Source organism: Rhodococcus sp. IEGM 1370 (assembly GCF_033142325.1).
Classification (GTDB): domain Bacteria; phylum Actinomycetota; class Actinomycetes; order Mycobacteriales; family Mycobacteriaceae; genus Rhodococcoides.
Map to the genome: position 1 here is coordinate 57,330 of NZ_JAWLRY010000015.1, position 24,342 is coordinate 81,671.

Genomic DNA, 24,342 nt, shown 5'->3' on the forward strand with positions numbered 1-24,342 from the left:
ATGGACATCGGGGTAGTGCTCCAGTGCAATCCGCCGGCGTCACGTGTTGTCGACCTGGCCAGACAGGCAGAGACACATGGTTTCTCGCATGTGTGGACGTTCGATTCGCACCTGCTGTGGCAGGAACCGTACGTCATCTACAGCCAAATTCTGGCCGCGACGAGGCGGGTGACCGTCGGCCCGATGGTCACCAATCCCGCCACCCGCGACTGGACGGTGACGGCATCGACGTTCGCGACGCTCAACGACATGTTCGGCAATCGGACCGTCTGCGGCATCGGCCGCGGTGATTCGGCCGTCCGTGCCCTCGGCGGCAAGCCGACAACCCTTGCAACGCTGCGGGAATCGATAGAGGTGATCCGTAACCTGGCCAACGGGCGGAGCGCCCGGGTCGGTGAGACGACGGTGCAGTTCCCGTGGGCGGAGCGGTCCCGGCTCGAGGTATGGGTTGCGGCGTACGGACCCAAAGCCCTCGAGCTTACCGGTCAGGTGGCGGACGGGTTCATTCTGCAGCTGGCCGATCCCGATATCGCGGCCTGGACGATCGGTCGGGTCCGCGCTGCGGCCGAGCAGGCGGGTCGCGACCCGGATTCGATCTCGATCTGCGTTGCAGCTCCCGCCTACGTGACCGACGGTACCGACGCAGGGCTCGAACACGCCCGAGATCAGTGTCGTTGGTTCGGCGGGATGGTCGGCAACCACGTCGCCGATATCGTCTCGCGATACGGCGGCGATGGCGGTGGTGTTCCGCAGGCTCTCACCGACTACATCGCAGCGCGCAAAGGGTACGACTACAACGAGCACGGTCGAGCAGGAAACTCGCACGCAGAATTCGTTCCGAACGAAGTGATCGACAGGTTCTGCCTACTGGGCACCCCGGCCGATCACATCGCCAAGCTGAAAGAGCTGGAAACACTCGGCGTCGACCAGTTCTCGGTGTACCTGCAGCACGACGCCAAGGCCGCGACACTCGAGGCCTACGGAGAGAGCATCATTCCGCAGATCCGCCCGAGCGTGACGGCAACGTCGTGACGAGTCTGCTCGATCAGGCTGCGGTGGTGGCACCCACTTCCGCCGGTGCGAATCGAGGAGTGCGGCGTCCGGTGATGGCAATGGTGGCCGTCGGCTCGTTGCTGGCGGTCTGGGAGCTGGTGAAAGTGCTCGTCCCCGAGAACGGGGTGAGTGTCGCCGGAGTGCGGGTGCTGCCGCGCACCGACGACGGTGCACTACCGCACGTGTGGTCGGTGTTGGCGGCGCTGACCGAGCCCGAGGTGAACGTCGCCGGCGCTCGCAGTGTCGGTGCCGCGATCGTGTCCAGTGGCCTGTTCACGTTCGGGCTCGCCGTACTCGGGTTCGCGCTGGGGACGGTGGTCGGGCTGTTGCTGGCCGTGACGATGCAACGGTTCGTGTGGGTCGAGCGGTCCGTGTTGCCGTATGTGATTGTCTCGCAGACGGTTCCGCTGATCGCGTTGGCACCGCTCGTCGCGGGCTGGGGCGGGAAGATCGCCATCGGCGGTTACGCCTGGCAGGCGTGGATGAGCATCACAGTCATCGCGTCGTATCTCGCGTTCTTCCCGGTGGCGGTGGGAATGCTGCGCGGCCTGCGTGCACCCGATCGGGCAGCACTCGATCTGATGCACAGTTACGCGGCCGGATGGTGGAGCACCCTCGTTCGACTTCGCCTGCCCGCCTCTGTGCCGCATCTGATTCCGGCGCTGCGTCTGGCTGCTGCCGCCGCCGTGATCGGTGCCGTGGTCGCCGAAATCTCCACCGGAACGACCGGCGGTATCGGTAGGCAGATCATCGTGTTCTCGCAGCAGGCAACTGGAGACGCGTCCCGCCTGTACGCCGCTGTTCTCGGCGCAGCGGTGCTCGGGTTGGTGGTGACCGCACTGGTATCGCTGCTCGATATCGCGCTCGGCCGTTATGCGGGCCGCTCGCCCGGTCGAAAGGATCGGTCATGACCGAGCATGCGGTACTCGTCGAGGGCGTGGGGAAGACGTTCGACGGGGGAGTGACTGCGCTGGAGGATGTATCGCTCGCGATCGCCCCCGGTGAATTCGTCTCGCTGATCGGGCCTTCGGGGTGCGGTAAGTCGACGTTGCTCCGCATCGTGGCCGATCTCGAGCAACCGACGTCCGGTTCGGTATCGGTGTTCGGCCTGTCTGCTCGCCGAGCCCGCGTCGAACAGAAGTACGGCATCGCCTTTCAACAGGCAGGGCTGCTCGATTGGCGCACAGTGCAATCGAACGTCGCATTGCCGCTGGAACTGCACAAGGTTCCCAAACGCCAGCGGGCAGAACGGGTTCGCGAGTTGCTGAACCTCGTCGGACTCACCGATTTCGCAGAGAAATTTCCCAGCCAGCTGTCCGGTGGGATGCAGCAACGAGTGGCGATCGCACGGGCGCTGGCTCGAACGCCGGGACTGTTGTTGATGGACGAACCGTTCGGGGCCCTGGACGAGATGACCCGTGAGAAGATGCAGAACGACCTACTCCGCATCGCCGAGGAGTCCAGCGCAGCAGTGGTGTTCGTGACCCACTCGATTCCCGAAGCGGTGTACCTGTCCGATCGGGTGGTTGTCATGTCCCCTCGGCCGGGACGGATCGTCGACGCACTCACGATCGACAGTTTCGATGCGAACGGGGATCCACGCGAATCGGCGGAGTTCTTCGCGTCCATCACCGCGGTTCGTGACGCATTGCACGGCCGTGCGGTTCGCAGTGCGGATCTGCGATGAAGCTCTGGCTGCCACCGGTGGTGTTCGGCGCGGCGGCGCTCGCACTGTGGCAGTTGCTCACGGTCGTCGCGGGGGTTCCGTCGTTCCTGCTGCCGTCGCCGAGCGCCATCGCCGAGCAATTCGTGCGCAACCTCGGCAACATCGGATCGGCAAGTCTGGCAACGGGAACCAATGCTCTCGTGGGGTTGATTGCAGGTTCGGTCCTGGGTCTCCTCGCAGCAATGGCCGCGGTTCGCCTGCGGATCGTCGACGAACTGCTCACCCCGTTGGCGGCGGGTGCCGCAGCCGTTCCCATCGTCGCTCTTGCGCCGGTGTTCAACTCGATGTTCTCCTCGACCACCGACCTACCGCGGCGACTCGTGGTGACCATCGTCGTGTTCTTCCCGGTATTCGTCAGCGCGGCAAAAGGACTGCGGCAGGTCTCGGCTGTGCACCACGACCTGATGACGTCGTATGCCGTCGGCGGTTGGCAGTTCACCCGCATCGTTCGCCTCCCATCCGCCGTTCCGCACATCTTCACCGGGTTGCGGGTTGCCGCTCCCAATGCTGTCATTGCTGCCATCATCTGCGAGTACTTCGGTGGACTGCAGAACGGTTTGGGGTCGCGGATCACCTCCGCCGCGGCGAACACGGCCTACCCCCGGGCGTGGGCCTACGTGATGGGTGCCATCGCAGTCGGTTTGCTCTTCTTCGTGGTTGTTCTGTTGCTCGAGAAACTCGTGTCCCGGCGTCGTCCCCAGGAAAGATGGATATGAACATCACTCGAACCCCCCGACCCCTTCTCGCCGTCGTCATGGCTCTGGCGGTGGTCGCCTCGGCCTGCAGCACCACCACGACCGACACCGACACCGCGGCCGACGGGAACACCACGATCAAGCTGCAACTGCAGTGGTTCAAACAGGGCCAGTTCGCGGGCTACCTCGCCGCCGTCGATCAGGGTTTCTATGCGGAACAGGGGCTGGACGTCGAAATCCTCGACGGTGGAACGGATATCGTTCCGCAAACCGTGCTCGCCCAGGGGCAGGCCGATTACGCCGTCGCGTGGGTACCCAAGGCGCTCGCATCCCGTGAGGCCGGAGCCGGCATCACCGACGTGGCCCAGATCTATCAGAAGTCGGGCACATTGCAGGTCTCGTTCAAGGATCAGAACATCGCCACACCGGCCGACCTCCAGGGCAAGACCGTCGGAAACTGGGGCTACGGCAACGAATTCGAGCTGTTCGCCGGTATGACCAAGGCCGGGGTCAGTCCCTCCGACGTGACGTTGGTGCAGCAGCAGTTCGACATGAACGGCCTTCTGTCCGGAGATATCGCCGCAGCCCAGGCGATGTCCTACAACGAGTACGCCCAGTTGCTCGAGACCGTGAACCCCGCAACCGGTGCGCTCTACACCGAGGACGATTTCACGTCGCTGAACTGGAACGACGACGGCGTCGCGATGCTGCAGGACGCGATCTGGGCCAATACCGACAAGCTCTCCGACGAGGCGTACCGGGAGCAGACCGTCAAATTCTTGGCGGCATCGTTGAAGGGCTGGATATTCTGCCGCGACAACGTCGAGACGTGCCGCGACATCACCGTCGCTGCGGGCTCGACACTCGGCGCGAGTCATCAGTTGTGGCAGGTCAACGAAGTCAACAAACTGATCTGGCCGTCCGCGGACGGGATCGGAATGATCGACGAGGCGGCCTGGCAGCAGACGGTCGACATCGCGAAGTCCACCCGGAATGCCGAGGGATCGACCGTGCTGACGGCCGACCCCGACGCCGAGGCGTACACCAACGAGTACGTCACCGAGGCTTTGGATTTGTTGAAGGCCGACGGTGTGGACGTGACCGGAGAGTCGTACGCTCCGATTGAGGTCACACTGGAGGAAGGCGGCAAGTAGATGGATCACGTGTTCTACTCCTGGTCGGCGCAGGCCGAACTGAATCCGATCACCGTCGAGGGTGCGGAGGGATCGTGGTTCTGGGACGACAAGGGCAAGCGATACCTGGACTTCTCGTCACAGTTGGTCAACGTCAACCTCGGACATCAACACCCTGACGTCGTCGCCGCCATCGTCGAACAGGCCCAAGTTCTGACGACCATCTCTCCGACCGTGGCCAACAACAAGCGCAGTGAACTCGCGGCGTTGATCGCCGAACGTGCGCCGGGTGATCTCGACCGAGTGTTCTTCACGACCGGTGGCGCAGAAGCCGTCGAGCACGCGGTGCGACTGGCGCGACAGCACACCGGACGCACGAAGATGCTTGCGGCGTACCGCTCGTACCACGGTGGAACCGGAGTTGCGATCGGTCTCACCGGTGAGCCGAGGCGTTGGGGCACCGAACCCACCAACGTCGATGTCGTCCGGTTCTTCGGGCCGTATCCCTACCGGTCACCATGGGGGACAACGACTCCCGAGGACGAAACGGCCGCAGCACTGGCACACCTCGAACAGGTCATCGTGCTCGAGGGTGCGCAGAACATCGCCGGACTGATCCTCGAATCGGTCATCGGCACCAACGGTGTGCTGATCCCGCCGCCCGGATATCTGGCCGGCGTTCGGGCGCTGTGCGACAAGTACGGAATCGTCTACATCGCCGACGAAGTGATGGTCGGGTTCGGGCGAATCGGCGAATGGTTCGCATGCCAGGCCTGGGATGTGACACCGGATCTGATCACGTTCGCCAAGGGCGTCAACTCCGGGTACGTGCCTCTGGGCGGGGTGGTCATCTCGGAGAAGATCGCCTCGCAGTTCGATCACAAGCCCTATCCCGGCGGGTTGACCTATTCCGGTCACGTGCTCGGGTGCGCGGCCGGCGTGGCATCCATCGGAGTGTTCGAGCGCGACAAGATTCTTCCGCACGTGCGTCACGTCGGCGAGGACGTACTCGGGGCGGGCCTGTCGAAGCTGGCCGAATCTCATCCGAGCGTGGGCGAGGTGCGCGGCAAGGGATTCTTCTGGGCAGTCGAATTGGTCAAGGACGGCCAGACGAGGGAACCGTTGGTGCCGTTCGCCGCGTCGGGCAAGGACGCGGCGGCCATGGGCACGGTGACCGCAGCGGCGAAGTCCCGCGGTCTGTGGCCCTTCGTATCGGGCAATCGCCTCCAGATCGCGCCGCCGCTGACGACGTCCGAGGACGAGATTCGTCAGGGACTGGAAATCCTCGACGAGGTGTTGACGGTGGCGGACGGGTTCACCGTCGACGGGTGATCACAGCACCGCACCGGGGTTGAGGATGCCCGCTGGATCGAGGGCAGTCTTGATCCTGCGGGTGAGTTCCATGACGTCCTCACCGACCTGATCGGGCAGCCAGGCCTTCTTGAGGCGACCGACGCCGTGTTCGCCGGTGATGGTGCCGCCCAACGAAATCGCCAGATCCATGATCGCGCCGAAGGCGATGTTGGCGCGCCGTGTCATGTCGGCGTCCTCGGGGTCGAAGACGATCAAGGGGTGGGTGTTGCCGTCACCGGCGTGGGCGATGACCGCCACCAGCACATCGTATTTCGTGGACAGCTCGGCGATTCCGTCGACGAGGGCCGGAAGTGCGGGCAGTGGAACGCCGACGTCCTCGAGCAGCAGGCTGCCGAGTCGCTCGACCGCGGGAATGGCGAATCGCCGTGCGGCAGCGAAGGCCTCACCCTCGTCGGGGTCGTCGGTGGTGAAGACATCCGATGCGCCGGCCTCGGTGCACGCGGCCGCCATGATCTCGATCTCGCGACCTCGGTCGGCGCCGGGGGAGTCGGACCGAGCAATGAGCATCGCTGCCGCCTCGCGATCGAGTCCCATGTTCATGGCATCTTCGACGGCACCGATGGACGCGCGGTCCATGAACTCGAGCATCGACGGCCGCAGGTTCCGGGTGATGGCCAGAATTGCGGCGGTCGCGTCGTGCACCGACGCGAACGACGCGACCACCGTACTGGCGGGAGGTTGCGCCGGGATCAGTCGAAGAGTGATCTCGGTGATGATGCCCAGCGTGCCCTCGGAGCCGACGAACAGCTTCGCAAGGGACAGGCCCGCAACATCTTTCAGGCGTGGCCCACCCAGTCGGACGGCGGTACCGTCGGCCAGGACGACCTCGAGACCGAGAACGTAATCGGTGGTGACGCCGTACTTCACACAGCACAGGCCGCCCGCATTGGTGGCCGCATTGCCTCCGATGGAACACATCTCGAACGAGGACGGGTCCGGTGGGTACCAGAGGCCGTGTTCTGCGACGGCCTTCTTGACCTCGACGTTGAGCAGCCCGGGTTGTACGACGGCGATGCGGGTCACCGGGTCGACGGCGATCTCACGCATCAACTCGGTGGTGAGCACGATTCCGCCGTCCACGGCGGTGGCACCACCGGACAGGCCCGACCCGGCGCCGCGTGGGACGACCGCCACGTTGTGCTCCGTGGCCCACCGCATGACGGCACGAACGTCCTCGGTGGATTGTGCGCGCACGACGGCCAGTGGGGTGCCGGCGTCGGGATCCTTCGCCCAGTCGCGGCGGTAGCCCTCGGTGATGTCCGGGTCGGTGACCACCGCGCCGGGTGACAGCAGGGATTCGAGCTCGCTCAGGCGGGCATCTGTATCGGTCGTCACCGACATCTCGGTCTCCTCACATCGAAATTGTGACCGTCGCCACTCGAGTGTGTCACGGCCGCGTGTGCGGTGGAGTCGGGGCCGGTCGGCGCTCGGTCACTGATTGCGTTGCAGCGTCAGTTCTGCGAGTTCGGTGGCGGCGGCGCACGGGTCGGCCGGACTGGCGCCTCGGTACTGCACCCACCAGGTGATGACACCCGAGTACGCCGCGCTGATTCCGCACGACGACGGATCGTCCGGCCGTCGTGACAGGAACGCCGTGGTGCCGGCAACGGCGACGTCTTCGGTCGCGTAGCCGAGCCGATCGGCCAGGTCTCGCTCGCGCGAGAGTGCATCGTCCTCGAACCAGGCGAAAGTCACATCGATGAGTCCGCCGCCGCCGATGCCGGTCCACATGCACACTGCACCGTAGAAGTACTGCTCGACGAGGTCGGCACCCACTGTTTCGGCGATGGTGGGATCGGGGACGGCGATGCACTCCTCGAGCAGCTTGTCGAACTGCCCACTGCCGCCGGATCGAGCGGGCACGGCCGTACCGGTCACGGTGGTGGTGCATCCGGTACCGACGGCCGCAGTGACGAGGACAGCGGCGACGACGCGGCGGGTGGAATCGGCGGAGCGGAATGTCGAAATCGGGCTACTTCGCCTTCGAGATCGTGATTCTGGCCAGATCCTCGACGACGTCGCAGGAATCGCGGGGGCCGTCGACCACGAAGTTGACGGACCAGTGCACGAAGCCGTCCCCGTTCTCGACTCCGGCCTCGCACGACGCTCCCGACGCCGCGGCGGTGAATCCAGGGTGACCGTCCACATCGATGCGCTCGATGGTGCGACCGACGGCCTCGGCCACGGAACTCTCTCGGTCGATGGGGCTGCCGCGGTACCAGGTGAACATCGCGTACGCGCCGCTCGTGGATTCCCAGCGGCAACGAATGGCGTTCTCGGACACCGCCGTCAGGTCGGATACGGCCGTGAGTTCCTGCACTTCTGCGTCGTCCATCGAGCCGCATTCACCGACGAAGAGTTCTTCGGTGATGGGTCGGTCGGCCGTCTCGGACGTATCCGGACCGGCCTCGGTGGCCGGCGTGTTCGAGCATCCGAACAGCCCGCATGCGACCGCAGCGATCAAGGCTGCAACGGCTCGGGTGCGCACGAACTCGGACTTTACCCACCCCGTCGGGGAGAGGGTGAGCGTTTGATGGAAGTGAGTCACATCAGTAACACCAGCCTCAGGCGTTACCAGATCGATGCGTCGTCGACACGTAAATTTGTAGTTCGCCACGCTAGCGTCCAGCGCAGCGAACCTCGCACTCCACGCGGTGCGAGTCGACAAGGAGGCTGCACCATGATCGATCCCGGAAGTGACTCCTGGAACTACGTGGCCGCGATGTTCTCGTACGAATTTCTCGGGGGCGGAATCGAATACGACACCATCGAGCGCATTCACCGAGGCGAGATCGACGAGTGGGTTCAGGCGTTGACACAGTCGGGGCTCTTCGATCGAGCAGCCATCGCGCAGATTGCCGACTCGTGGCATCAGGCCCCTCGCCAGTTGTTCGACATGCTGGTGCTCGACGCGGACGAAATGACCGCCAGACGGTGCTCGCTGGCGTGGTCCTCGCTGGACCGGCTCGCTCCACTTGCTCGCCTGGGCTGAAGACTCGCCCGGGCCGAAGGACGGTCAACTACCGAGCACACGCGTTCCCGACGCATCGACGACGATGGCCTGTTCGTCGGTCAACCCACGGCAGTCGATGCCGTCCCTGCGCAGGCGCTGCATCGTTGCTTGCCCCGAATCGTTCTCGTCCAGAACGGAATTCAGGTGCGGGACGATCGAGAAACCGACCAGGCCCAGTCCGGTCCACACCGGATCGACACCTGTTGCGGGCCGAACCTCGCCGGGGTCGTCCGCGTCCTCGACGCCGATCAACGACGGTGCGGCAACACACGCGCCCGCGCTGTATCCGCCGTACACGATCGATCCTCGCCGAACACGCTCGGCGATGACCTCGTCTGCGCCCGAGCGGGCGAGTTGAGCGCGCAGGACGAACGTATTGCCCCCGCGAACCCACACCGCGCCGAAGTCGTCGAGGGCGCGCTCGAGAGCAGCGGGCCGACCCACGTACTCGCGCAGATCCAGCTCGGCAGGCCGATACCCGAGCGCCCGCAGCGGAACGAACTCGCTTGTGAGCGAGGATTCGCGAGCGGCGCGCGGCCACGCGTCCGATGCGTTCGCAATCACGGCGAGATCGGACGGTGGGCCGGTGAGCTCGACGAAAGCGTCGGAGTGGCCACCGAATCGGTACGACGACAGGAACAGCTTCATGCCGTCGGTTCGCCATCGAGCCGGGCCAACCCGACACGAACGGCGTCCGCGACACGCTCGGGCTCACTCAGACGACGTGTCACGAAGCCGGCCGCGAACCGGAAGCGGTCCCGATGCCAACGAGGCACCACGTGCAGATGCAGGTGGAAGACCGTCTGAAATGCGGCCTTACCGTCGTTGATCACGAGATTGGCTCCGTCGGCGCGCAGGTCCGAGTGCCGGACCGCGCGCGCCAGCGTGTGCCCGACGCGAAACACGTCTGCGGCCGCGTCCGGGTGGGTCGCATTCAGATCGGTGGCGTGCTCGCGCGGAACGACGAGCAGGTGGCCGCGAGTGACCGGCCGAATGTCGAGAAACGCGACAGCATGGTCGTTCTCGAACACGCGATGCGCGGGAGCGTCGCCCGCGACGATGGCACAGAAGATGCAAGGTTCCACGGTTGTCACTGTAGGGTCCGTTCATCACCGATAGACCCATATGGCGCGCATCACAATTGCGCTCCCCGTGGCCGAGGAATGTCGAAACGGACTCGATTCAGAACGAATCGGACTGTGTTCCGGGCTACCCGCGGTCTGTCTCCTCTGGCTACTATCAGGGACCTTGTGCCTTGTCGCATGGGTTCGTCCGCTCGTCGCAGGCTCGGAGCCGTTGGTCGATTCGTGGACACCATTCAACGCAGGAAGACGGAGATTTGGATACATCGCAGAGCACTGAGAAGGGTTCGGGATCCACGACTGTCGTCGGTGTGGTTCGGGAATCGGGGGAGGGCGAACGTCGTGTCGCTCTGGTGCCCAAGATCGTTGCCTCCCTGGCGGGCAAGGGCGTCGAGATCGTCGTCGAGTCCGGCGCCGGTCTCGGCGCTCTGATTCCCGACGAGTTGTACGTCGCCGCCGGAGCGACCATCGGTGATCCATGGTCGGCCGACGTCGTGGTGAAGGTCGCGCCGCCGTCCGACGCCGAGATCGCCAAGCTGACGTCGGGTTCGACGCTCATCGGATTTCTGGCACCGCGCAACGCGGAGAACAGCATCGGGGCGTTGAAGGCGGCCGGAGTACAGGCTTTCGCCGTCGAGGCGATCCCGCGGATCTCACGGGCGCAGGTGATGGACGCACTGTCCTCTCAGGCCAACGTCGCCGGCTACAAGGCCGTGCTGTTGGCAGCGTCGGAGTCCACCCGGTTCTTCCCGATGCTCACCACCGCTGCGGGCACCGTCAAGCCCGCTACCGTGCTGGTGCTGGGCGTCGGCGTGGCAGGTCTGCAGGCGCTCGCCACCGCGAAGCGTCTCGGCGGCCGCCCCACCGGATACGACGTGCGTCCGGAGGTGGCAGATCAGGTTCGATCCGTCGGCGCGCAGTGGCTGGATCTGGGGATCGACGCCGCTGGCGAGGGCGGATACGCGCGTGAGCTGACCGAAGACGAGCGGGTGCAACAGCAGAAGGCTCTCGAAGAGGCCATCAAGGGATTCGACGTGGTCATCACGACCGCGTTGGTTCCCGGACGCCCTGCCCCGCGATTGGTCACGGCCGCGGCCGTCGAGGGCATGAAGCCGGGCAGCGTCGTGGTCGACCTCGCAGGGGAAACCGGTGGCAACTGTGAACTCACCGAGCCCGGCGAGACCGTCGTCAAGCACGACGTCACCATCTGCTCCCCGTTGAACCTGCCGGCCTCGATGCCCGAGCACGCCAGCGAGCTGTACTCGAAGAACATCTCGGCATTGCTCGAACTCATGTTGGTCGACGGCAAGCTCGCTCCGGATTTCTCGGACGAGGTTCTCGCCGGTGCCTGCGTGACACGTGAGAAGGAGAACTGATGTACACCCCGCTGCTCGCGAACATCGCGATCCTGGTGCTGTCCGGGTTCGTCGGCTTCGCGGTGATCTCCAAGGTGCCCAACACCTTGCACACCCCGTTGATGTCGGGAACCAATGCCATCCACGGCATCGTCGTGCTCGGTGCCCTGGTGGTTCTCGGCAAGGTCGAGGATCCGTCCATCGGCCTGCAGGTCATCCTGTTCGTCGCTCTCGTATTCGGAACGGTCAACGTCATCGGTGGATTCGTGGTCACCGACCGCATGCTCGGCATGTTCAAGTCCAAGCCCGTTCCTGCCAAGGCCACGAAGGGTGCTGACTCCTGATGGACAATCTCGTCAACATTCTCTACATCGTCGCCTTCGGCATGTTCATCTACGGACTGATGGGTCTGACCGGACCGAAGACAGCCGTGCGTGGCAACCAGATCGCCGCTGTCGGCATGTTCCTCGCCGTCGTGGCGACGTTGATCTCTGTTCGCGATACCGAAAACTGGATTCTGATCGTCGTCGGCCTGGTCGTCGGCGTCGCGCTCGGTATCCCGCCTGCTCGCCGAGTGAAGATGACCGCGATGCCACAGTTGGTGGCCCTGTTCAACGGCGTCGGCGGTGGAACGGTTGCGCTGATCGCGTGGGCGGAATTCCTCGACACGTCGGGATTCTCGAACTTCAAGCACGGTGAATCGCCGACGGTCCACATCGTCATCGGGTCGCTGTTCGCGGCCATCATCGGGTCGATCTCGTTCTGGGGATCGCTGATCGCGTTCCTCAAGCTGCAGGAGACCCTGCCCGGCTCGCCCATCACCATCGGCAAGTTGCAGCAGCCGCTCAATGCTCTGCTGCTGATCGGTGCTGTGGGCGCCGCCGTGGTCATCGGCATCAACGCCACTCCGGGCGGCGGGGTGTCGCAGTGGTGGATCGTAGCGGTTCTCGTACTCGCCGGAATTCTCGGTCTGACGGTCGTGCTGCCCATCGGCGGCGCAGACATGCCGGTCGTCATCTCGCTGCTCAACGCTCTGACCGGTCTGTCTGCGGCGGCCGCAGGCCTGGCGCTCAACAACACTGCGATGATCGTCGCCGGCATGATCGTCGGCGCGTCCGGCACGATCCTGACCAACCTGATGGCCAAGGCCATGAACCGTTCCATTCCGGCGATCGTCGCCGGTGGATTCGGCGGGGGCGACGCTGCTGCAGGTCCTGCGGGTGCAGGCGGCGGAACGGCGAAGGCCACCTCCGCAGCCGACGCTGCCATCCAGATGGCGTACGCCAACCAGGTCATCGTCGTTCCCGGATACGGCCTCGCCGTTGCGCAGGCGCAGCACGCGGTCAAGGACATGGCCAAGCTGCTGGAATCGAAAGGCGTCGAGGTCAAATACGCCATTCACCCCGTCGCCGGTCGCATGCCCGGGCACATGAACGTGCTCCTTGCCGAAGCCGACGTCGCATACGACGCGATGAAGGAGATGGACGACATCAACGACGAGTTCGCCCGTACCGACGTCACGTTGGTCATCGGCGCGAACGACGTCACGAACCCGGCGGCGCGCAACGATCCGTCGAGCCCGATTCACGGGATGCCGATCCTGAACGTCGATCAGTCGAAGTCGGTCATCGTTCTCAAGCGGTCGATGTCGTCCGGATTCGCAGGCATCGAGAACCCGTTGTTCTTCGCCGAGGGAACCTCGATGCTGTTCGGCGACGCGAAGAAATCGGTTTCGGAGGTGACCGAGGAGCTCAAGGCTCTCTAGTCACGGGCAGTCAGCAGTACCGATGGGGCGCTCCGGTTGTTCGTCACCGGGAGCGCCCCGTCTTGCGTCGAACGGCCAGAGCGGCCGTATCGATCGGGTTGCGCGCTTCACGGGCAGCTGCATCGGGCGAGAAGAGCATGACGATCGAGCACGCCGGCCACCACACGAACACGATCGATGCGGCGCTCACGATGCCGGTAATGGACGCGGATCCGACGATCAGGGCGGCCGCCGCCACCGCGAGTGTTGCGACGGTTCCCAGACCGAGGATCACGGGCCGCCACGCCGCGGACGCCACCATGGATGCAGCTCCGAGCAGCGAGGCCACGGCGACGAGTTGACCGCTAGGAAGGTCTGCGGACGGCATCGACGCTCCCATGATCTCGCGAGCGATCGCACTGGTCACGACGGCACCGACGGTGCAGGCGATCACCACCCCGATTCCGTACGGCAGCTTGCGTATCAGCGCCACGACGGCGAGCGCGGCTACGGCGATCAACACCGCGGTCACATCGATCGCATCGAGTAGATGAGCGGCCAGTGCCGCGGCCGGGGTCGATTCCCAGGACGTCGTGGTTGCGAGGTGTGGTGCCCACATCAGGAAGATCAGCAGCAGGACCGCAGAGGCGCCTGACACGGCCGAGCGCGCGATGACGGCTCGCCTGCGTCTGCGGCTCGAGGTGCTGGACGGCAGCGCAGTCGTCTCTGCGTCGGTCGACGCGCGAATCGGTCCGGAGTCCAGGCTCGGTGGTGGCATGGGTGCCACGGTGCCAGAACCTGCTGAACGGAGGATGTGAGGAACTTGGGAACCGGCTGATCGCTGCTCTGGTAACGATTCGATCACACCGGGTCGCGTGTGCGGAACCATGAATCGTCGAGGGGCAGAGTCCGCCTCGTCAAATTCTCGAAGTTTGTTTCAGCGTCAAATGCAGGTGCACGAGCATGTTTTCATGCGTCCGAACAATCCTCTGACCTGCAACGGAGCGGAGTGGATTCGATTCGGTGGTGCTCATGTCCGAGTGCCGAACAGCACCCCGGGTCGGGCCTCGGCCCTCTCAGCTGGGCGTTTGTACTCGCATTGTTCCCCGTCACAGCAGTTCGTAAAGCGAACTATGACTTCGTTGCAAAGCGTTGATCGGATGGGTAAATCCGTGTGACGATACTCACATAGTCCAGTTCACCCTGGGCGAGACCCACCGGAAAGGCGTAGTTTCAGCCGCATCGGAAACCCGCATTCGACCGTTACAGCCCGAACGATAACGATCTGGAAACGGACCGTGCTACCCGTCGTAACCCGTCGGCACGGGGTATTCGACAACTACGGACGCCGGACACTCGAAGGAGAAGAACATGACCGCAATGTCTCAGGGACAGCTCGACATGGTCCGCGCCTTCTTTTGCAACGAGTTCGAGGCGGACTCTCTCGACCGATCCACGGTGCCCGAGCCCACCGCCGAGGCCGTCGCCGAGTGGATCGATGCGCTGACCAACAGCGGCCTCTTCGCTCCGGCCGAGGTGCGCAACATCTCCTCGGTGTGGGCGGCCCAACCGGAGACGCTGGTCGCAATGCTGATCGGTGAAGTGGACGAAATCGCCGCCAAGCGCGGCGCAGCGGTGCCGGCCGCAGCACCGGATCTGGTCCCCGCGTTCGTGCGCGCCAGCTGACTCGTCCCGGGCCCGGAGTCTTTCGCATCAGGGCAGGTTCCGCTTCGCTACTATCGGTCGAATTCCGATGACGGCAGTCGACAACGGTGTCGCGCGGCGAAGAGAGGGTTCTGTATGGGCGCAGTGGGACTGGACGAAGACGCAGTATCGACCTGGATCGCAGGATTGGGGATAGGCGCAACCTCGCCCCTCACCTTCCAGCGGATCGGCAACGGTCAGTCCAATCTCACCTACGCCGTCCGCGACGCCGGTGGCAGTAACTGGGTGCTTCGACGCCCACCACTGGGGCATCTGCTGGCCTCCGCACACGATGTCGTGCGCGAACATCGAATTCTGTCCGGCCTGCAGAACACGGCGGTGCCGGTTCCGAAGATGATTGCGATCACCGAGGATCCTTCGGTGTCCGAGGTCCCGCTCGTGCTGATGAGTTTCGTCGACGGGATCGTCGTCGACTCGGTGGCGGCAGCCGAACAACTCGACCCCGATCACCGACGCCGCATCGGACTCGGCCTCACGGTGGCGCTGTCCGACATCCACCGCGTCGATCTCGACTCCGCGGGTCTGGCAGATCTGGCCAGTCACAAACCGTACGCCGCTCGCCAACTCGCCCGGTGGACGAAGCAGTGGCAATCCTCGCGCACTCGCGACGTACCCGGTATCGATTCGCTGGCAACTCGATTGGCAGCGGGGATTCCTCCGCAGCACGAGGTGACCCTGGTGCACGGCGACTTCCACCTCAGCAACGTCATCACGGCCCGCGAAGACGGCCGTGTCGCGGCGGTCGTCGACTGGGAGCTGTGCACACTCGGAGATCCGTTGGCGGACCTCGGCGGTCTGCTGGCCTACTGGCCGCAAGCCGACGACGGGGTCGCCGGTCCGTTCATGGCGTCGACTCTGCCGGGCTTTCCCACCAGGGCCGAGCTTGTCGAGTCGTATGCGCAGCACACCGGGCGCGACGTCTCCGACGTCGGATTCTGGCAGGTGTTGGCGCTGTGGAAGCTCTCGATCATCGCCGAAGGCGTCATGCGGCGGATGGAAGCCGACTCGCGAAACCGGGCCGTGGCAGGCGGGCCGACCACGACGCTCATCGACGACATCGTCACCAGGGCATTGCGTACGGCCGACGAGATCGGCCTCTAGTCGGTCAGCTCGACGCGGTCCCGATCACCAAAGTGCGCGCTGCGCTCTCGATTTCGGGCGGAATCGCCACCGGCTTACGGGTGACCCCATCGACGTACACGTGTACGAATCGACCCCTCGCCGCCAACTCCAACGCATCGTCGCCGGCCTCGCGGAACAACCCGAGCGAGTACACGATGCTTCGTGTGCCCAGCTTCTCGACGGCCAAGCCCACCTGAAGGCGATCCGGAAAGCTCAGCTCGGACAGGTAGCGGCACGAGGTTTCGGCGACGACTCCGATCGCCGGCAGTGTCCGGATATCGAGTCCCGTCGTCTCCATCAACCAACCGTTGACGGCGGTATCGAAATACGCGTAGTAGGTGACGTTGTTGACGTGACCGTAGTGGTCGTTGTCGTCCCATCGCGTCGTCACGGGCCACAGAGCCGGAAAGTCCGATGCGTGCGACAACTCCGGCCCTGGGTTCACCTGATCGGTCATGAACGTGACCCTAACCAGTGGCGTCGGGAGCGGGCGTCGCCGGGGACCGACGACGCAGGATCGCACGGACCACCAGCCCGACCACCAGTGCCCAGAATGCGGAGCCGATTCCTGCGAATGTCAGGCCGGAAGCGGCGACGAGGAACGTCAGAACGGTCGCCTCCCTGTCCGATGCATGTTCGAGTGCACCGAACAACGACGCCGCGAGAGTTGCCAACAAGGCAAGTCCGGCAACGGTTTCGACCACGCCTGCAGGCGCTGCGGCAACCAGGGTTGCCAGTGCCGCGGACAGCAGCGCCAACACCAGATACGAGGAGCCCGCGGAGAAAGCCGCGACCCAACGCCGCTTCGGGTCCGGATGGGCACCGGGATTCGCCGCGAGCGCAGCGCTGATCGCGGCGAGGTTGATCGTGTGCCCACCCGCGAAAGCCCCGAGGACGGTTCCGGTTCCGGTGACGGTCATCGACGCACGCCAAGGAATTCGGTAGCCGAACGACGCCATGACGGTGGTGCCCGGGATGTTCTGCGACGCCATGGTGACGATGTACAGCGGCACCGCGATACCGACGGTCGCCTGCCACGTCCAGTGCGGAATCGTCCAGTCGATTCGAGGAATCAGATCGGACGCCGCGATGGGTGTGCCGCCGCCGATCAAGTTCGCTGCGATGACTGCAGCCGCCGCGAGGAACGCAGCGGGCACCGCCCAGCGCGCACTGAATCGAAGTACCACGAGCCAGACGAGTACCACCGGTGCTATCCGAGCGGGTGAGTCGGCAAATGCACCGACCGGTGCCGCGCACAGCGGTAGCAACACTCCGGCCAACATCGCCTGAGCGAGTGGTATCGGAATCTTCGAGACCGCGGCGCCGAGTCTGGGCCACAGGCCCGTCAGGACGATAAGCACCCCGACGGTGACGAAGGCACCCACTGCAGCGGGCCACCCTCCGACCACCATGCCGGTTCCGGCGAGCAGCGCAGCGCCCGGCGTCGACCACGCCAGCGTGATGGGCTGTCTGTATCTACGCGCGAGCCACATCATGCCCACGGCCTGGGTGACACACAGTGCCAGCAATCCGGAGGCCGCCTCGGTCGGGCTGGCCCCTACCGCCCGCAGGCCCGTCAGCACGACGGCGAACGAGCTGGTGAAGCCGACCAGTGAGGCCACGATTCCCGCGCTGATGGGGGTCGAGAGCGGCGTCGGTCTGTCGGCGGCGTCGGCAGTGGTCACGACTGACGATGATGCACTGTGGGCCGTCGCCTGTCGCGTCGTTTCCCGTCGAGCCGGGTCGGCGCTCCGAGTCGGTGGCCGAACGCTGTCGGGGCACGGTCGACGTGACGTAGTCTTTGGGTTGGACCGGACCAGTCCGTACCGCTGGGTCGGCGAGTGACGGAAAGGCCGGCGCAGTGGTGATGCCCGTACATCTGAGGGACAGTCAGGTTCCGAAGCACGAACAGCTTCGCGCGATTCTGTTGCACCGCTGCACCAAGGAGTTGCAGCCCGGCGATCTGATGCCCAGCGAGCGAAAACTGATGGAGGACTACGGCGTCAGCCGCATCACCGTCCGCGAGGCCATCGGCCAGCTCGTCAACGACGGTCACCTGGTTCGGGTGCGTGGCAAGGGCACGTTCGTGGCCAGTCGCACCGTGCAGTCTCGTTTGCACCTGGCGTCGTTCTCGGAGGAGATGCGCGCGCAAGGATTGACGCCTACCACGGTGGTGCTGTTCGCACGGCTCGAAAGCCCTTCGGCGGCAACGACTCGCGCCCTCGGCCTGGCCGACGGAGAACAGACCTACCACGTCAAGCGTCTACGACTGGCCGACGCCGAACCGGTCAGCGTCGACGATGCGTGGTACCGGGCTTCCCTGCTCCCCGGCCTCATCGAGCACGACCTGAGCAAATCGGTGTACGAGGCCGTGCAGATCCATTACGGATTGACCATCGACCGGGCCGAGCAGACCGTCAAAGCCACTGCAGCAGACAGTGATACCGCCACCCTGCTCGGCACCAAGCGCGGTGCCCCCGTGCTGTACTTCGACCGTGTCTCCTTCAGCGGCGACGAGCCGCTCGAACATACCGAGAGCTGGTACCGCTGCGATCGGTATCAACTGTCGATGGAAGTCGAAGGCGGGCGACGCACCCCGCAGCGTCGGTGAGATCAGGGCAGCTCGAACAGAAGGTCGCCCACTGCCACGGTGTCGTCGATGCTCGCACTCGTGACCGAATCCGGCTTCGAATCCATCAACACCACCGGAACGACATCCGAGTAGCCCGCCGCCGCGATCGCTGCGGGATCGTAGGTGACGACGAGGTCGCCGGCCTCGACTCGATCGCCCTCTGCTGCAACGAGTTCGAAGCCCGCGCCCTTCATCTTCACGGTGTCGATGCCGATGTGCACCAACACGCCCGCCTTGTCCTCGGTGAAGACGACGAACGCGTGCGGGTGAAGTTTGAGAATCGTCCCCGCGACCGGTGAACGAACCTCGACGGACCCGTCGCTCGGAGCCGGGCGTAGCGCGACACCGGAGCCGACCATCTGCGCCGAGAACACCGGGTCGGGCACGTCGGCGAGCGAGATGACCTGCCCGGCAACCGGGCTGAGGATCGTCCTTGTGCTCACAGGATGTCGCCGATGTCTTCGGCGAGCGTGTCCGCTTCGGGACCGACGATGACCTGAACGGCGGTTCCCTTGTGAAACACGCCGTGGGTACCTGCCGCCTTGAGCGCCGCCTCGTTCACCAACGACCCGTCCTTCACCTCGGTGCGCAGCCGAGTGATGCACGCTTCGATCTCGACGATGTTGTCGGCACCGCCGAGGCCTTCGACGATCGCGTCCGCTTTGGACATGTGGATTCTCGCTTTCTGTCGGCTTGTATCTGTCGGGTGGATCACACGGCCGGGTTGACACGAGCCTGCCACCTGGCCAAACTACAACTGGTAATGACCGGACAGTACCCCTGATGGCATCCGGTCACAACAGCGAAATCGCCCTCGAAGGACCAGCCTCGAAGAGAAGGTCGCCATGACCCCGAAGAAGACGGACTCGATCGATACCGAGCCGAAGAAGGAATCACGATCATTGGCCGGGCTGCAGCGGTTCGGTCGCAGCCTCATGCTGCCGATCGCTGTTCTGCCTGCCGCCGGAATTCTCCTGCGGCTCGGTCAGGACGACCTGCTGGGGAGATTCAGCGCACTGGAGACCACTGCTGCGGTCATCTCCGCCGCCGGTCAGTCGGTTTTCACCTGGCTTCCCCTCATCTTCGCGGTCGGTATCGCCATCGGCTGGGCCAAGAAGTCCGATGGTTCGACCGCGCTCGCAGCGGTGGTCGGCTACATGGTGATGAACGGCGTCTTCACGGCAATGTCGCCGGTCGTGCTCGACGGAGAGGTCGATGCCAACGGTGACCCGGCCGTGATCGACTACGGCGTGTTGGCAGGAATCGTCATCGGACTGCTCTCGGCAATTCTCTGGCAGCGTTTCTATCGCCAGAAGCTGCCGGACTATCTCGGCTTCTTCAGCGGCCGTCGTCTGGTGCCGATCATGACGGCGATCACCGGACTCGTCGTCGCCGTGATCATGTCGTTCGTGTACCCACTCTTCTACAGCGCTCTACAATGGGTGGGCAACACCGTCGCCGACCACAGTGTGGTGGGCAGCGGAATCTACGGCTTCGCCAACCGCATGCTCATTCCCACCGGGCTGCACCACATTCTGAACTCCGTCGTCTGGTTCCTGGTGGGGGACTACCAGGATGCAAGCGGTCAATTGGTCCGCGGCGATCTGAACCGGTTCTTCGCCGGCGACCCGTCCGCCGGAGTGTTCATGACCGGATTCTTCCCGATCATGATGTTCGCCCTCCCCGCTGCGGCATTCGCGATCTACCGCAACGCCAAGCCGTCGCAGAAGAAGATCGTCGGCGGAATCATGTTGTCCACCGGCCTGACTGCCTTCGTCACCGGAATCACCGAGCCGCTCGAATACTCGTTCATGTTCGTGGCCTGGCCGCTCTACATCATCCACGCAGTGTTGACCGGAACCTCGATGGCGTTGACCAATGCCCTCGGAATCCACGACGGCTTCTTCTTCTCCGCCGGTGGCATCGACTACCTGCTGAACTACGGAATCGCCACCAAGGCATGGCTCCTCATTCCGATCGGCCTGGTGTACGCGGTGATCTACTACTTCCTGTTCAGCTTCGTCATCAAGAAGTGGAACCTGCGCACCCCCGGACGTGAGGACGACGCCGTGCTCGAACCCGATCGAGCATGACCGCATCCACTGCGACGACGCACCGGGGACGGGTCGTCACGCGCGACCGAGTGATCGAGGACGGCGTCGTCGCATCGACGGGAGACCGGATCTCGTGGGTCGGGCCGACATCGGCGTGGCCCGGTGAGGCCGTACCGCAAACGAATTCGACGATCCTCCCCGGGTTGGTCGATCTGCACTGCCACGGTGGAGCTGGGGCGTCGTTTCCGGATTCACCGGCCGTCGATCTCATGACGGCGGTACGGCATCACCGCTCTCGCGGGACCACGACGATGCTCGCCTCACTGGTGTCGGCACCGCCGGATCGGCTGATCGCGCAGACGTCGCTGTTGGCCGATCTGTACGAATCCGGTGACATCGCAGGCGTCCACCTCGAGGGGCCGTTTCTCGCCGTCGCACGCTGCGGCGCACAGGATCCGGCCTCGCTGCGCAGTGGAGATCCCGGACTGCTCCGCGACCTACTGGACGCGGGCCGCGGCGCGGTGCGGTCGATGACCCTGGCACCCGAGATCGACGGGTTCGCGGTCATCGCAGAGATGTTGCGGGAGAACGGAATACTGCCGAGCATCGGGCACACGGACGCCGACGCGCTCACCACCCGACGCGGTATCGAGTCGTTGGGGAACGGCCCCATGACTGCAACGCACCTGTTCAACGGAATGCCGACCTGGCATCATCGGTCGCCGGGCCCGGTGAGCGAGTGCCTGGCGGCCGCGGCACGCAGCGTGATGGTGCTCGAATTGATCGGCGACGGAGTGCATCTCGCCGACGAGACCGTGCGTGCGGTGTTCGATCTCGTCGGCGGCGCACGGATCGCGCTGGTGTCCGACGCGATGGCCGCAGCCGGCATGCCGGACGGTCGCTATCGACTCGGCCCACTGGATGTGACCGTCCACCACGCGGTTGCACGGTTGTCCCGCGACGCAGACAACGAGACCGCTCCGATTGCAGGCGGAACCGCTACCGTGCTGGACCTGGTGCGCCGAGCCGTGCTGGACGCCGGCGTGCCCCTGGTCGAGGCCGTGCGGGCTGCATCGTCGACTCCGGCAGCCTCGATCGGCCTCGACTCCGAGATCGGTTGCCTCGAACAGGGCATGAGAGCCGACGTCCTGGTGGTCGACGCGGCGTTCGAGCCACTGCAGGTGATCAGAGGCGGAACTGCAATCGGAGAGGACAGCTAGATGGAGGTAGTGATCCTAGAGGGGGTCGACGCAGTGGATCGAACGGCCGCCGACATCGTCGAACGAGTAGTACGAGCCGGCTCCACCGGCAACCTGTGCCGTTCCGCCGGCTCCACTCCTGCGCCCCTGGGTCGTTCCGCCGGCTCCACTCCTGTACTGGGCCTCGCAACCGGATCGACCCCGGTGGGCACGTATCGCGAATTGGCGCGGCGGCATCGGGAGGACGGCCTGTCGTTCGCGCACTGTCGTGCCTTCCTCCTCGACGAGTACATCGGACTGCCGAAAGCCGCTGAGCAGTCGTACTTCTCGTTCATTCGAGACAACTTCGTCGACCACGTCGACCTGGACGACGCCGCGGTCTTCTCGCCCGACGGCGAAGCGGACGACATAGCGGCAGAGGCGCAGCGGTACGACGCCGCGATCGCGGCCGCAGGTGGCGTCGATGTCCAGATCCTCGGAATCGGCACCGACGGGCACATCGGCTTCAACGAGCCCGGATCTTCACTGAAGTCGCGGACGCGGGTGAAGACGCTGACCGAACAGACGCGCGTCGACAATGCCCGGTTCTTCGATTCTCCCGAGGACGTACCGCATCACGTACTGACGCAGGGGCTGGGCACCATCGACGAGGCGCGCCACCTCGTGTTGATCGCAACGGGGGAGTCGAAAGCGGACGCGGTGGCGGCGGCCGTCGAGGGACCGCTGTCGGCGTACTGTCCGGCGTCGGCCGTTCAATGGCACCCGCACGCAACGGTGCTGTTGGACGAGGCCGCGGCGTCGTCGCTCGCACTCGCGGAGTACTACCGGTACGCCTACGCCAACAAGCCCCGGTGGCAGCACCTGTGAGTCACCTGCGCGAGAACTCCGATGCGCGCGCGATCTGTTCGTCCGACGGCCGGACTCCGGTGTAGAGGACGAACTGTTCTGCCGCCTGCAGGGCGATGACCTGAGCGCCGGTGATCACGGGTTTGTCGGCGGCCCGAGCGGCGACGATCAGGGGCGTCTCCGACGGCATGGCGACGACGTCGAACACGGCTTTCGCCGCGTCGATCTGCTCGTCGGTGAACGGTGCCGAATCAGCGTCCGGTCCACCGGCCATACCCACCGGGGTCACGTTCACCAGCAGGTCTGCGCCCACCGCTTCGGCGGACCAGTCGTAGCCGTAGGTCTCGGCGAGGGCAGGGCCGGTGTTCGAGTTGCGGGCGACGACGGTACCCCGGGTGTAACCCGAATCCCGCAGCGCGGCAACGACAGCTTTGGCCATACCGCCGCTGCCGGTGACCGCCACCGAGTAATCGGTGGAGAAGCCACTCGCGCCGAGTAGGTTCGCGACGGCCTGGTAGTCGGTGTTGTATGCGTGCAGGACGCCGTTCTCGTTGACGATCGTGTTGACGGATTCGATCGCGCTGGCGGACTCGTGCATCACGTCGACCAATTCGATGACATCTTCCTTGAACGGCATGGAGACGGCGCAGCCTCGAATGCCCAGCGCGCGTACGCCTCCCACCGCTGCGGCGAGGTCGGTGGTGGTGAACGCCTTGTAGACGAAATTCAGGTCCAACTCGTCGTAGAGGTAGTTGTGGAAACGTGTTCCGATGTTGCTCGGTCGGCCGGACAAAGACATGCAGAGCTGTGTCTCACGGTCGAGGAAGCTGCGCGCGTGTGCTGGTGCCATCGCTGAGACGTTACGCCGCGCACGTCGAGGCGACCGAAGCGAGAACACCCTGATCGGCCTGGGTGATCGGCAACTCGTACTGGGCGGCGACCGACAAGTACTTTCCTGCATAGAAGCAGTGGTAGGCCTCGTTCGGCGGTAACCATTGCGAGGGTGTCTTGTCGCTCTTGCTCTGATTGTCGGCTCCGTTGACCGCGAGCAGATTGAACGCCACGTCGTTGGCGAACCGAATTCGCTTGTCGGGCAACCACGTGTTCGCGCCCATGTCCCACGCGGCGGACAGGGGGTAGACGTGATCGATCTGAATCTTTCCGGCATCGGCCTTGGTGAACTGCATCGGCTCACCGGAGTACGGATCTGCGAGCGAACCCGACAGCACGACGCAGTCGCGGGTGCCGGCCCGGAACTCGACTTCCGTCATCGACAGCGCCAGGACGTTGTCGCGGGTACCGCAGCCGTCGTGACCACCCGGCCCGTCGTAGTCGTCCGTCCACGCCGGGCCGAACACACACCCTTCGCCGCTCTTGCATCCGCGCTCGTAGCCGAGGGCGTCGGGCCTGGCGGCGACCACGCGAACCAGCGCGAGCAACTGCTCGACCTGAGTGCGAGTGGGACTACCCGGAGCGGGTTCGGCGGGGGAGAAACCGGGGACGATGGGCCGGTCGCACGAGCCGAACACTGCCATCACGGCCGCAGCGATCACCAGCAGTACCGCCACCCACAGCTTTCTCACGCACGC

At 64.8% G+C, this 24,342-nt stretch carries 28 protein-coding genes; 16 read left to right on the plus strand and 12 right to left on the minus strand.

Annotation, left to right across the window (positions count from 1 at the left end; all coding sequences use genetic code 11):
* Genes R4P47_RS17810 through R4P47_RS17835 form a run of 6 tightly spaced genes read left to right on the plus strand, consistent with a single transcriptional unit; the run spans position 1 to position 5,939 of the window.
* Entirely contained in the window at positions 1-1,032 is a 1,032-nt protein-coding gene (locus R4P47_RS17810) for a TIGR03842 family LLM class F420-dependent oxidoreductase (RefSeq protein WP_149408066.1), read from the plus strand.
* Complete coding sequence (locus tag R4P47_RS17815; protein WP_317785326.1) at positions 1,029-1,964, plus strand: ABC transporter permease; 936 nt, start codon at positions 1,029-1,031, stop codon at positions 1,962-1,964. The genes R4P47_RS17810 and R4P47_RS17815 overlap by 4 nt, the downstream gene beginning before the upstream one ends.
* Complete coding sequence (locus R4P47_RS17820) at positions 1,961-2,740, plus strand: ABC transporter ATP-binding protein (RefSeq protein WP_149408064.1); 780 nt, start codon at positions 1,961-1,963, stop codon at positions 2,738-2,740. The genes R4P47_RS17815 and R4P47_RS17820 overlap by 4 nt, the downstream gene beginning before the upstream one ends.
* Positions 2,737-3,495, plus strand: coding sequence for an ABC transporter permease (locus R4P47_RS17825; protein WP_149408063.1), 759 nt, complete (start codon positions 2,737-2,739; stop codon positions 3,493-3,495). Before R4P47_RS17820 ends, R4P47_RS17825 begins: the two co-directional genes overlap by 4 nt.
* Positions 3,492-4,628 carry an ABC transporter substrate-binding protein gene (locus R4P47_RS17830; RefSeq protein ID WP_317785327.1) on the plus strand — a complete coding sequence of 379 codons (1,137 nt, stop codon included), beginning with the start codon at positions 3,492-3,494 and terminating at the stop codon, positions 4,626-4,628. The genes R4P47_RS17825 and R4P47_RS17830 overlap by 4 nt, the downstream gene beginning before the upstream one ends.
* Positions 4,629-5,939 (plus strand): aspartate aminotransferase family protein, encoded by a 1,311-nt coding sequence (locus R4P47_RS17835; RefSeq protein ID WP_149408062.1) that lies wholly within the window; start codon positions 4,629-4,631, stop codon positions 5,937-5,939.
* On the opposite strand, the gene R4P47_RS17840 is transcribed toward R4P47_RS17835, so the two are convergent.
* The 3 genes from R4P47_RS17840 to R4P47_RS17850 all read right to left on the minus strand — a co-directional run bounded on the left by R4P47_RS17840 (position 5,940) and on the right by R4P47_RS17850 (position 8,469).
* Positions 5,940-7,322, minus strand: coding sequence for an FAD-binding oxidoreductase (locus tag R4P47_RS17840; RefSeq protein WP_149408061.1), 1,383 nt, complete (start codon positions 7,320-7,322; stop codon positions 5,940-5,942).
* Between the two features lie 90 nt (positions 7,323-7,412).
* On the minus strand, positions 7,413-7,949 hold the full coding sequence (locus R4P47_RS17845) for a DUF3558 domain-containing protein (RefSeq protein WP_317549861.1): 537 nt from the start codon (positions 7,947-7,949) through the stop codon (positions 7,413-7,415).
* Between the two features lie 4 nt (positions 7,950-7,953).
* Entirely contained in the window at positions 7,954-8,469 is a 516-nt protein-coding gene (locus R4P47_RS17850; protein WP_269595613.1) for a DUF3558 domain-containing protein, read from the minus strand.
* A 192-nt stretch (positions 8,470-8,661) separates the two neighbouring features.
* On the opposite strand from R4P47_RS17850, the gene R4P47_RS17855 reads away from it, so the two are divergent.
* Positions 8,662-8,973 carry a hypothetical protein gene (locus R4P47_RS17855; RefSeq protein WP_068048371.1) on the plus strand — a complete coding sequence of 104 codons (312 nt, stop codon included), beginning with the start codon at positions 8,662-8,664 and terminating at the stop codon, positions 8,971-8,973.
* A gap of 24 nt (positions 8,974-8,997) precedes the next feature.
* Here R4P47_RS17855 and R4P47_RS17860 read toward each other — a convergent pair whose 3' ends face one another.
* Positions 8,998-9,642, minus strand: a complete 645-nt coding sequence (locus tag R4P47_RS17860; RefSeq protein ID WP_149408058.1) for a Type 1 glutamine amidotransferase-like domain-containing protein — start codon at positions 9,640-9,642, stop codon at positions 8,998-9,000.
* Entirely contained in the window at positions 9,639-10,088 is a 450-nt protein-coding gene (locus R4P47_RS17865; protein ID WP_394855348.1) for an HIT family protein, read from the minus strand. The genes R4P47_RS17860 and R4P47_RS17865 overlap by 4 nt, the downstream gene beginning before the upstream one ends.
* A gap of 245 nt (positions 10,089-10,333) precedes the next feature.
* Here R4P47_RS17865 and R4P47_RS17870 point away from each other — a divergent pair, with 245 nt between their 5' ends.
* From R4P47_RS17870 to R4P47_RS17880, 3 genes are read left to right on the plus strand one after another with little or no spacing between them, the layout of a single operon-like run.
* A complete protein-coding gene (locus tag R4P47_RS17870; protein WP_068048363.1) occupies positions 10,334-11,452 on the plus strand; it encodes a Re/Si-specific NAD(P)(+) transhydrogenase subunit alpha in 1,119 nt (372 codons plus the stop codon).
* On the plus strand, positions 11,452-11,775 hold the full coding sequence (locus R4P47_RS17875; protein WP_068048360.1) for an NAD(P) transhydrogenase subunit alpha: 324 nt from the start codon (positions 11,452-11,454) through the stop codon (positions 11,773-11,775). Before R4P47_RS17870 ends, R4P47_RS17875 begins: the two co-directional genes overlap by 1 nt.
* Positions 11,775-13,196, plus strand: coding sequence for an NAD(P)(+) transhydrogenase (Re/Si-specific) subunit beta (locus R4P47_RS17880; RefSeq protein ID WP_149408056.1), 1,422 nt, complete (start codon positions 11,775-11,777; stop codon positions 13,194-13,196). The genes R4P47_RS17875 and R4P47_RS17880 overlap by 1 nt, the downstream gene beginning before the upstream one ends.
* Before the next feature lie 43 nt (positions 13,197-13,239).
* On the opposite strand, the gene R4P47_RS17885 is transcribed toward R4P47_RS17880, so the two are convergent.
* Positions 13,240-13,953: a hypothetical protein gene (locus R4P47_RS17885; protein WP_317534193.1), complete on the minus strand. Its 714-nt coding sequence runs from the start codon at positions 13,951-13,953 to the stop codon at positions 13,240-13,242.
* Between the two features lie 593 nt (positions 13,954-14,546).
* Between R4P47_RS17885 and R4P47_RS17890 the strand changes: the two genes are divergently transcribed.
* Together R4P47_RS17890 and R4P47_RS17895 are read left to right on the plus strand one after the other, a co-directional pair.
* Positions 14,547-14,861, plus strand: coding sequence for a hypothetical protein (locus R4P47_RS17890; protein WP_149408054.1), 315 nt, complete (start codon positions 14,547-14,549; stop codon positions 14,859-14,861).
* Positions 14,862-14,975: 114 nt separating this feature from the next.
* On the plus strand, positions 14,976-16,001 hold the full coding sequence (locus R4P47_RS17895) for a phosphotransferase family protein (protein WP_094669475.1): 1,026 nt from the start codon (positions 14,976-14,978) through the stop codon (positions 15,999-16,001).
* Positions 16,002-16,005: 4 nt separating this feature from the next.
* Here the strand turns inward: R4P47_RS17895 and R4P47_RS17900 are convergent, their stop codons facing one another.
* Positions 16,006-16,479, minus strand: a complete 474-nt coding sequence (locus R4P47_RS17900) for an acyl-CoA thioesterase (protein WP_149408053.1) — start codon at positions 16,477-16,479, stop codon at positions 16,006-16,008.
* A gap of 10 nt (positions 16,480-16,489) precedes the next feature.
* Positions 16,490-17,707 (minus strand): benzoate/H(+) symporter BenE family transporter, encoded by a 1,218-nt coding sequence (locus tag R4P47_RS17905; RefSeq protein ID WP_317785328.1) that lies wholly within the window; start codon positions 17,705-17,707, stop codon positions 16,490-16,492.
* Between the two features lie 182 nt (positions 17,708-17,889).
* Between R4P47_RS17905 and R4P47_RS17910 the strand changes: the two genes are divergently transcribed.
* Positions 17,890-18,633 (plus strand): GntR family transcriptional regulator, encoded by a 744-nt coding sequence (locus R4P47_RS17910; RefSeq protein ID WP_170945949.1) that lies wholly within the window; start codon positions 17,890-17,892, stop codon positions 18,631-18,633.
* A 2-nt stretch (positions 18,634-18,635) separates the two neighbouring features.
* Here R4P47_RS17910 and R4P47_RS17915 read toward each other — a convergent pair whose 3' ends face one another.
* Positions 18,636-19,097, minus strand: a complete 462-nt coding sequence (locus R4P47_RS17915; protein WP_149408051.1) for a PTS glucose transporter subunit IIA — start codon at positions 19,095-19,097, stop codon at positions 18,636-18,638.
* Positions 19,094-19,324: a PTS glucose/sucrose transporter subunit IIB gene (locus R4P47_RS17920; RefSeq protein ID WP_317785329.1), complete on the minus strand. Its 231-nt coding sequence runs from the start codon at positions 19,322-19,324 to the stop codon at positions 19,094-19,096. The genes R4P47_RS17915 and R4P47_RS17920 overlap by 4 nt, the downstream gene beginning before the upstream one ends.
* Before the next feature lie 175 nt (positions 19,325-19,499).
* Here R4P47_RS17920 and R4P47_RS17925 point away from each other — a divergent pair, with 175 nt between their 5' ends.
* The 3 genes from R4P47_RS17925 to nagB are packed head-to-tail and all read left to right on the plus strand — an operon-like array spanning position 19,500 to position 22,774.
* A complete protein-coding gene (locus R4P47_RS17925; protein ID WP_068048343.1) occupies positions 19,500-20,747 on the plus strand; it encodes a PTS transporter subunit EIIC in 1,248 nt (415 codons plus the stop codon).
* Positions 20,744-21,928, plus strand: a complete 1,185-nt coding sequence (locus R4P47_RS17930) for an N-acetylglucosamine-6-phosphate deacetylase (RefSeq protein WP_317534195.1) — start codon at positions 20,744-20,746, stop codon at positions 21,926-21,928. The genes R4P47_RS17925 and R4P47_RS17930 overlap by 4 nt, the downstream gene beginning before the upstream one ends.
* Complete coding sequence (gene nagB / locus R4P47_RS17935; RefSeq protein ID WP_317534196.1) at positions 21,929-22,774, plus strand: glucosamine-6-phosphate deaminase; 846 nt, start codon at positions 21,929-21,931, stop codon at positions 22,772-22,774.
* A 1-nt stretch (position 22,775) separates the two neighbouring features.
* Here nagB and R4P47_RS17940 read toward each other — a convergent pair whose 3' ends face one another.
* The gene (locus tag R4P47_RS17940; protein ID WP_094669477.1) at positions 22,776-23,603 is read right to left on the minus strand and encodes a shikimate 5-dehydrogenase; all 828 of its coding nucleotides are present in this window, start codon (positions 23,601-23,603) and stop codon (positions 22,776-22,778) included.
* Positions 23,604-23,613: 10 nt separating this feature from the next.
* The gene (locus R4P47_RS17945; RefSeq protein WP_317785330.1) at positions 23,614-24,336 is read right to left on the minus strand and encodes an HNH endonuclease family protein; all 723 of its coding nucleotides are present in this window, start codon (positions 24,334-24,336) and stop codon (positions 23,614-23,616) included.
* Between the last annotated feature and the right edge of the window lie 6 nt (positions 24,337-24,342).

Bases quoted from the DNA above. Each gene is read 5' to 3' on its own strand.
- R4P47_RS17810 (WP_149408066.1), top strand. From the start codon at position 1: ATGGACATCGGGGTAGTGCTCCAGTGCAATCCGCCGGCGTCACGTGTT.
- R4P47_RS17820 (WP_149408064.1), top strand. From the start codon at position 1,961: ATGACCGAGCATGCGGTACTCGTCGAGGGCGTGGGGAAGACGTTCGAC.
- R4P47_RS17825 (WP_149408063.1), top strand. From the start codon at position 2,737: ATGAAGCTCTGGCTGCCACCGGTGGTGTTCGGCGCGGCGGCGCTCGCA.
- R4P47_RS17830 (WP_317785327.1), top strand. From the start codon at position 3,492: ATGAACATCACTCGAACCCCCCGACCCCTTCTCGCCGTCGTCATGGCT.
- R4P47_RS17835 (WP_149408062.1), top strand. From the start codon at position 4,629: ATGGATCACGTGTTCTACTCCTGGTCGGCGCAGGCCGAACTGAATCCG.
- R4P47_RS17840 (WP_149408061.1), bottom strand. From the start codon at position 7,322: ATGTCGGTGACGACCGATACAGATGCCCGCCTGAGCGAGCTCGAATCC.
- R4P47_RS17855 (WP_068048371.1), top strand. From the start codon at position 8,662: ATGATCGATCCCGGAAGTGACTCCTGGAACTACGTGGCCGCGATGTTC.
- R4P47_RS17860 (WP_149408058.1), bottom strand. From the start codon at position 9,642: ATGAAGCTGTTCCTGTCGTCGTACCGATTCGGTGGCCACTCCGACGCT.
- R4P47_RS17875 (WP_068048360.1), top strand. From the start codon at position 11,452: ATGTACACCCCGCTGCTCGCGAACATCGCGATCCTGGTGCTGTCCGGG.
- R4P47_RS17880 (WP_149408056.1), top strand. From the start codon at position 11,775: ATGGACAATCTCGTCAACATTCTCTACATCGTCGCCTTCGGCATGTTC.
- R4P47_RS17885 (WP_317534193.1), bottom strand. From the start codon at position 13,953: ATGCCACCACCGAGCCTGGACTCCGGACCGATTCGCGCGTCGACCGAC.
- R4P47_RS17890 (WP_149408054.1), top strand. From the start codon at position 14,547: ATGACCGCAATGTCTCAGGGACAGCTCGACATGGTCCGCGCCTTCTTT.
- R4P47_RS17895 (WP_094669475.1), top strand. From the start codon at position 14,976: ATGGGCGCAGTGGGACTGGACGAAGACGCAGTATCGACCTGGATCGCA.
- R4P47_RS17900 (WP_149408053.1), bottom strand. From the start codon at position 16,479: ATGACCGATCAGGTGAACCCAGGGCCGGAGTTGTCGCACGCATCGGAC.
- R4P47_RS17910 (WP_170945949.1), top strand. From the start codon at position 17,890: ATGCCCGTACATCTGAGGGACAGTCAGGTTCCGAAGCACGAACAGCTT.
- R4P47_RS17920 (WP_317785329.1), bottom strand. From the start codon at position 19,324: ATGTCCAAAGCGGACGCGATCGTCGAAGGCCTCGGCGGTGCCGACAAC.
- R4P47_RS17925 (WP_068048343.1), top strand. From the start codon at position 19,500: ATGACCCCGAAGAAGACGGACTCGATCGATACCGAGCCGAAGAAGGAA.
- R4P47_RS17930 (WP_317534195.1), top strand. From the start codon at position 20,744: ATGACCGCATCCACTGCGACGACGCACCGGGGACGGGTCGTCACGCGC.
- nagB (WP_317534196.1), top strand. From the start codon at position 21,929: ATGGAGGTAGTGATCCTAGAGGGGGTCGACGCAGTGGATCGAACGGCC.
- R4P47_RS17940 (WP_094669477.1), bottom strand. From the start codon at position 23,603: ATGGCACCAGCACACGCGCGCAGCTTCCTCGACCGTGAGACACAGCTC.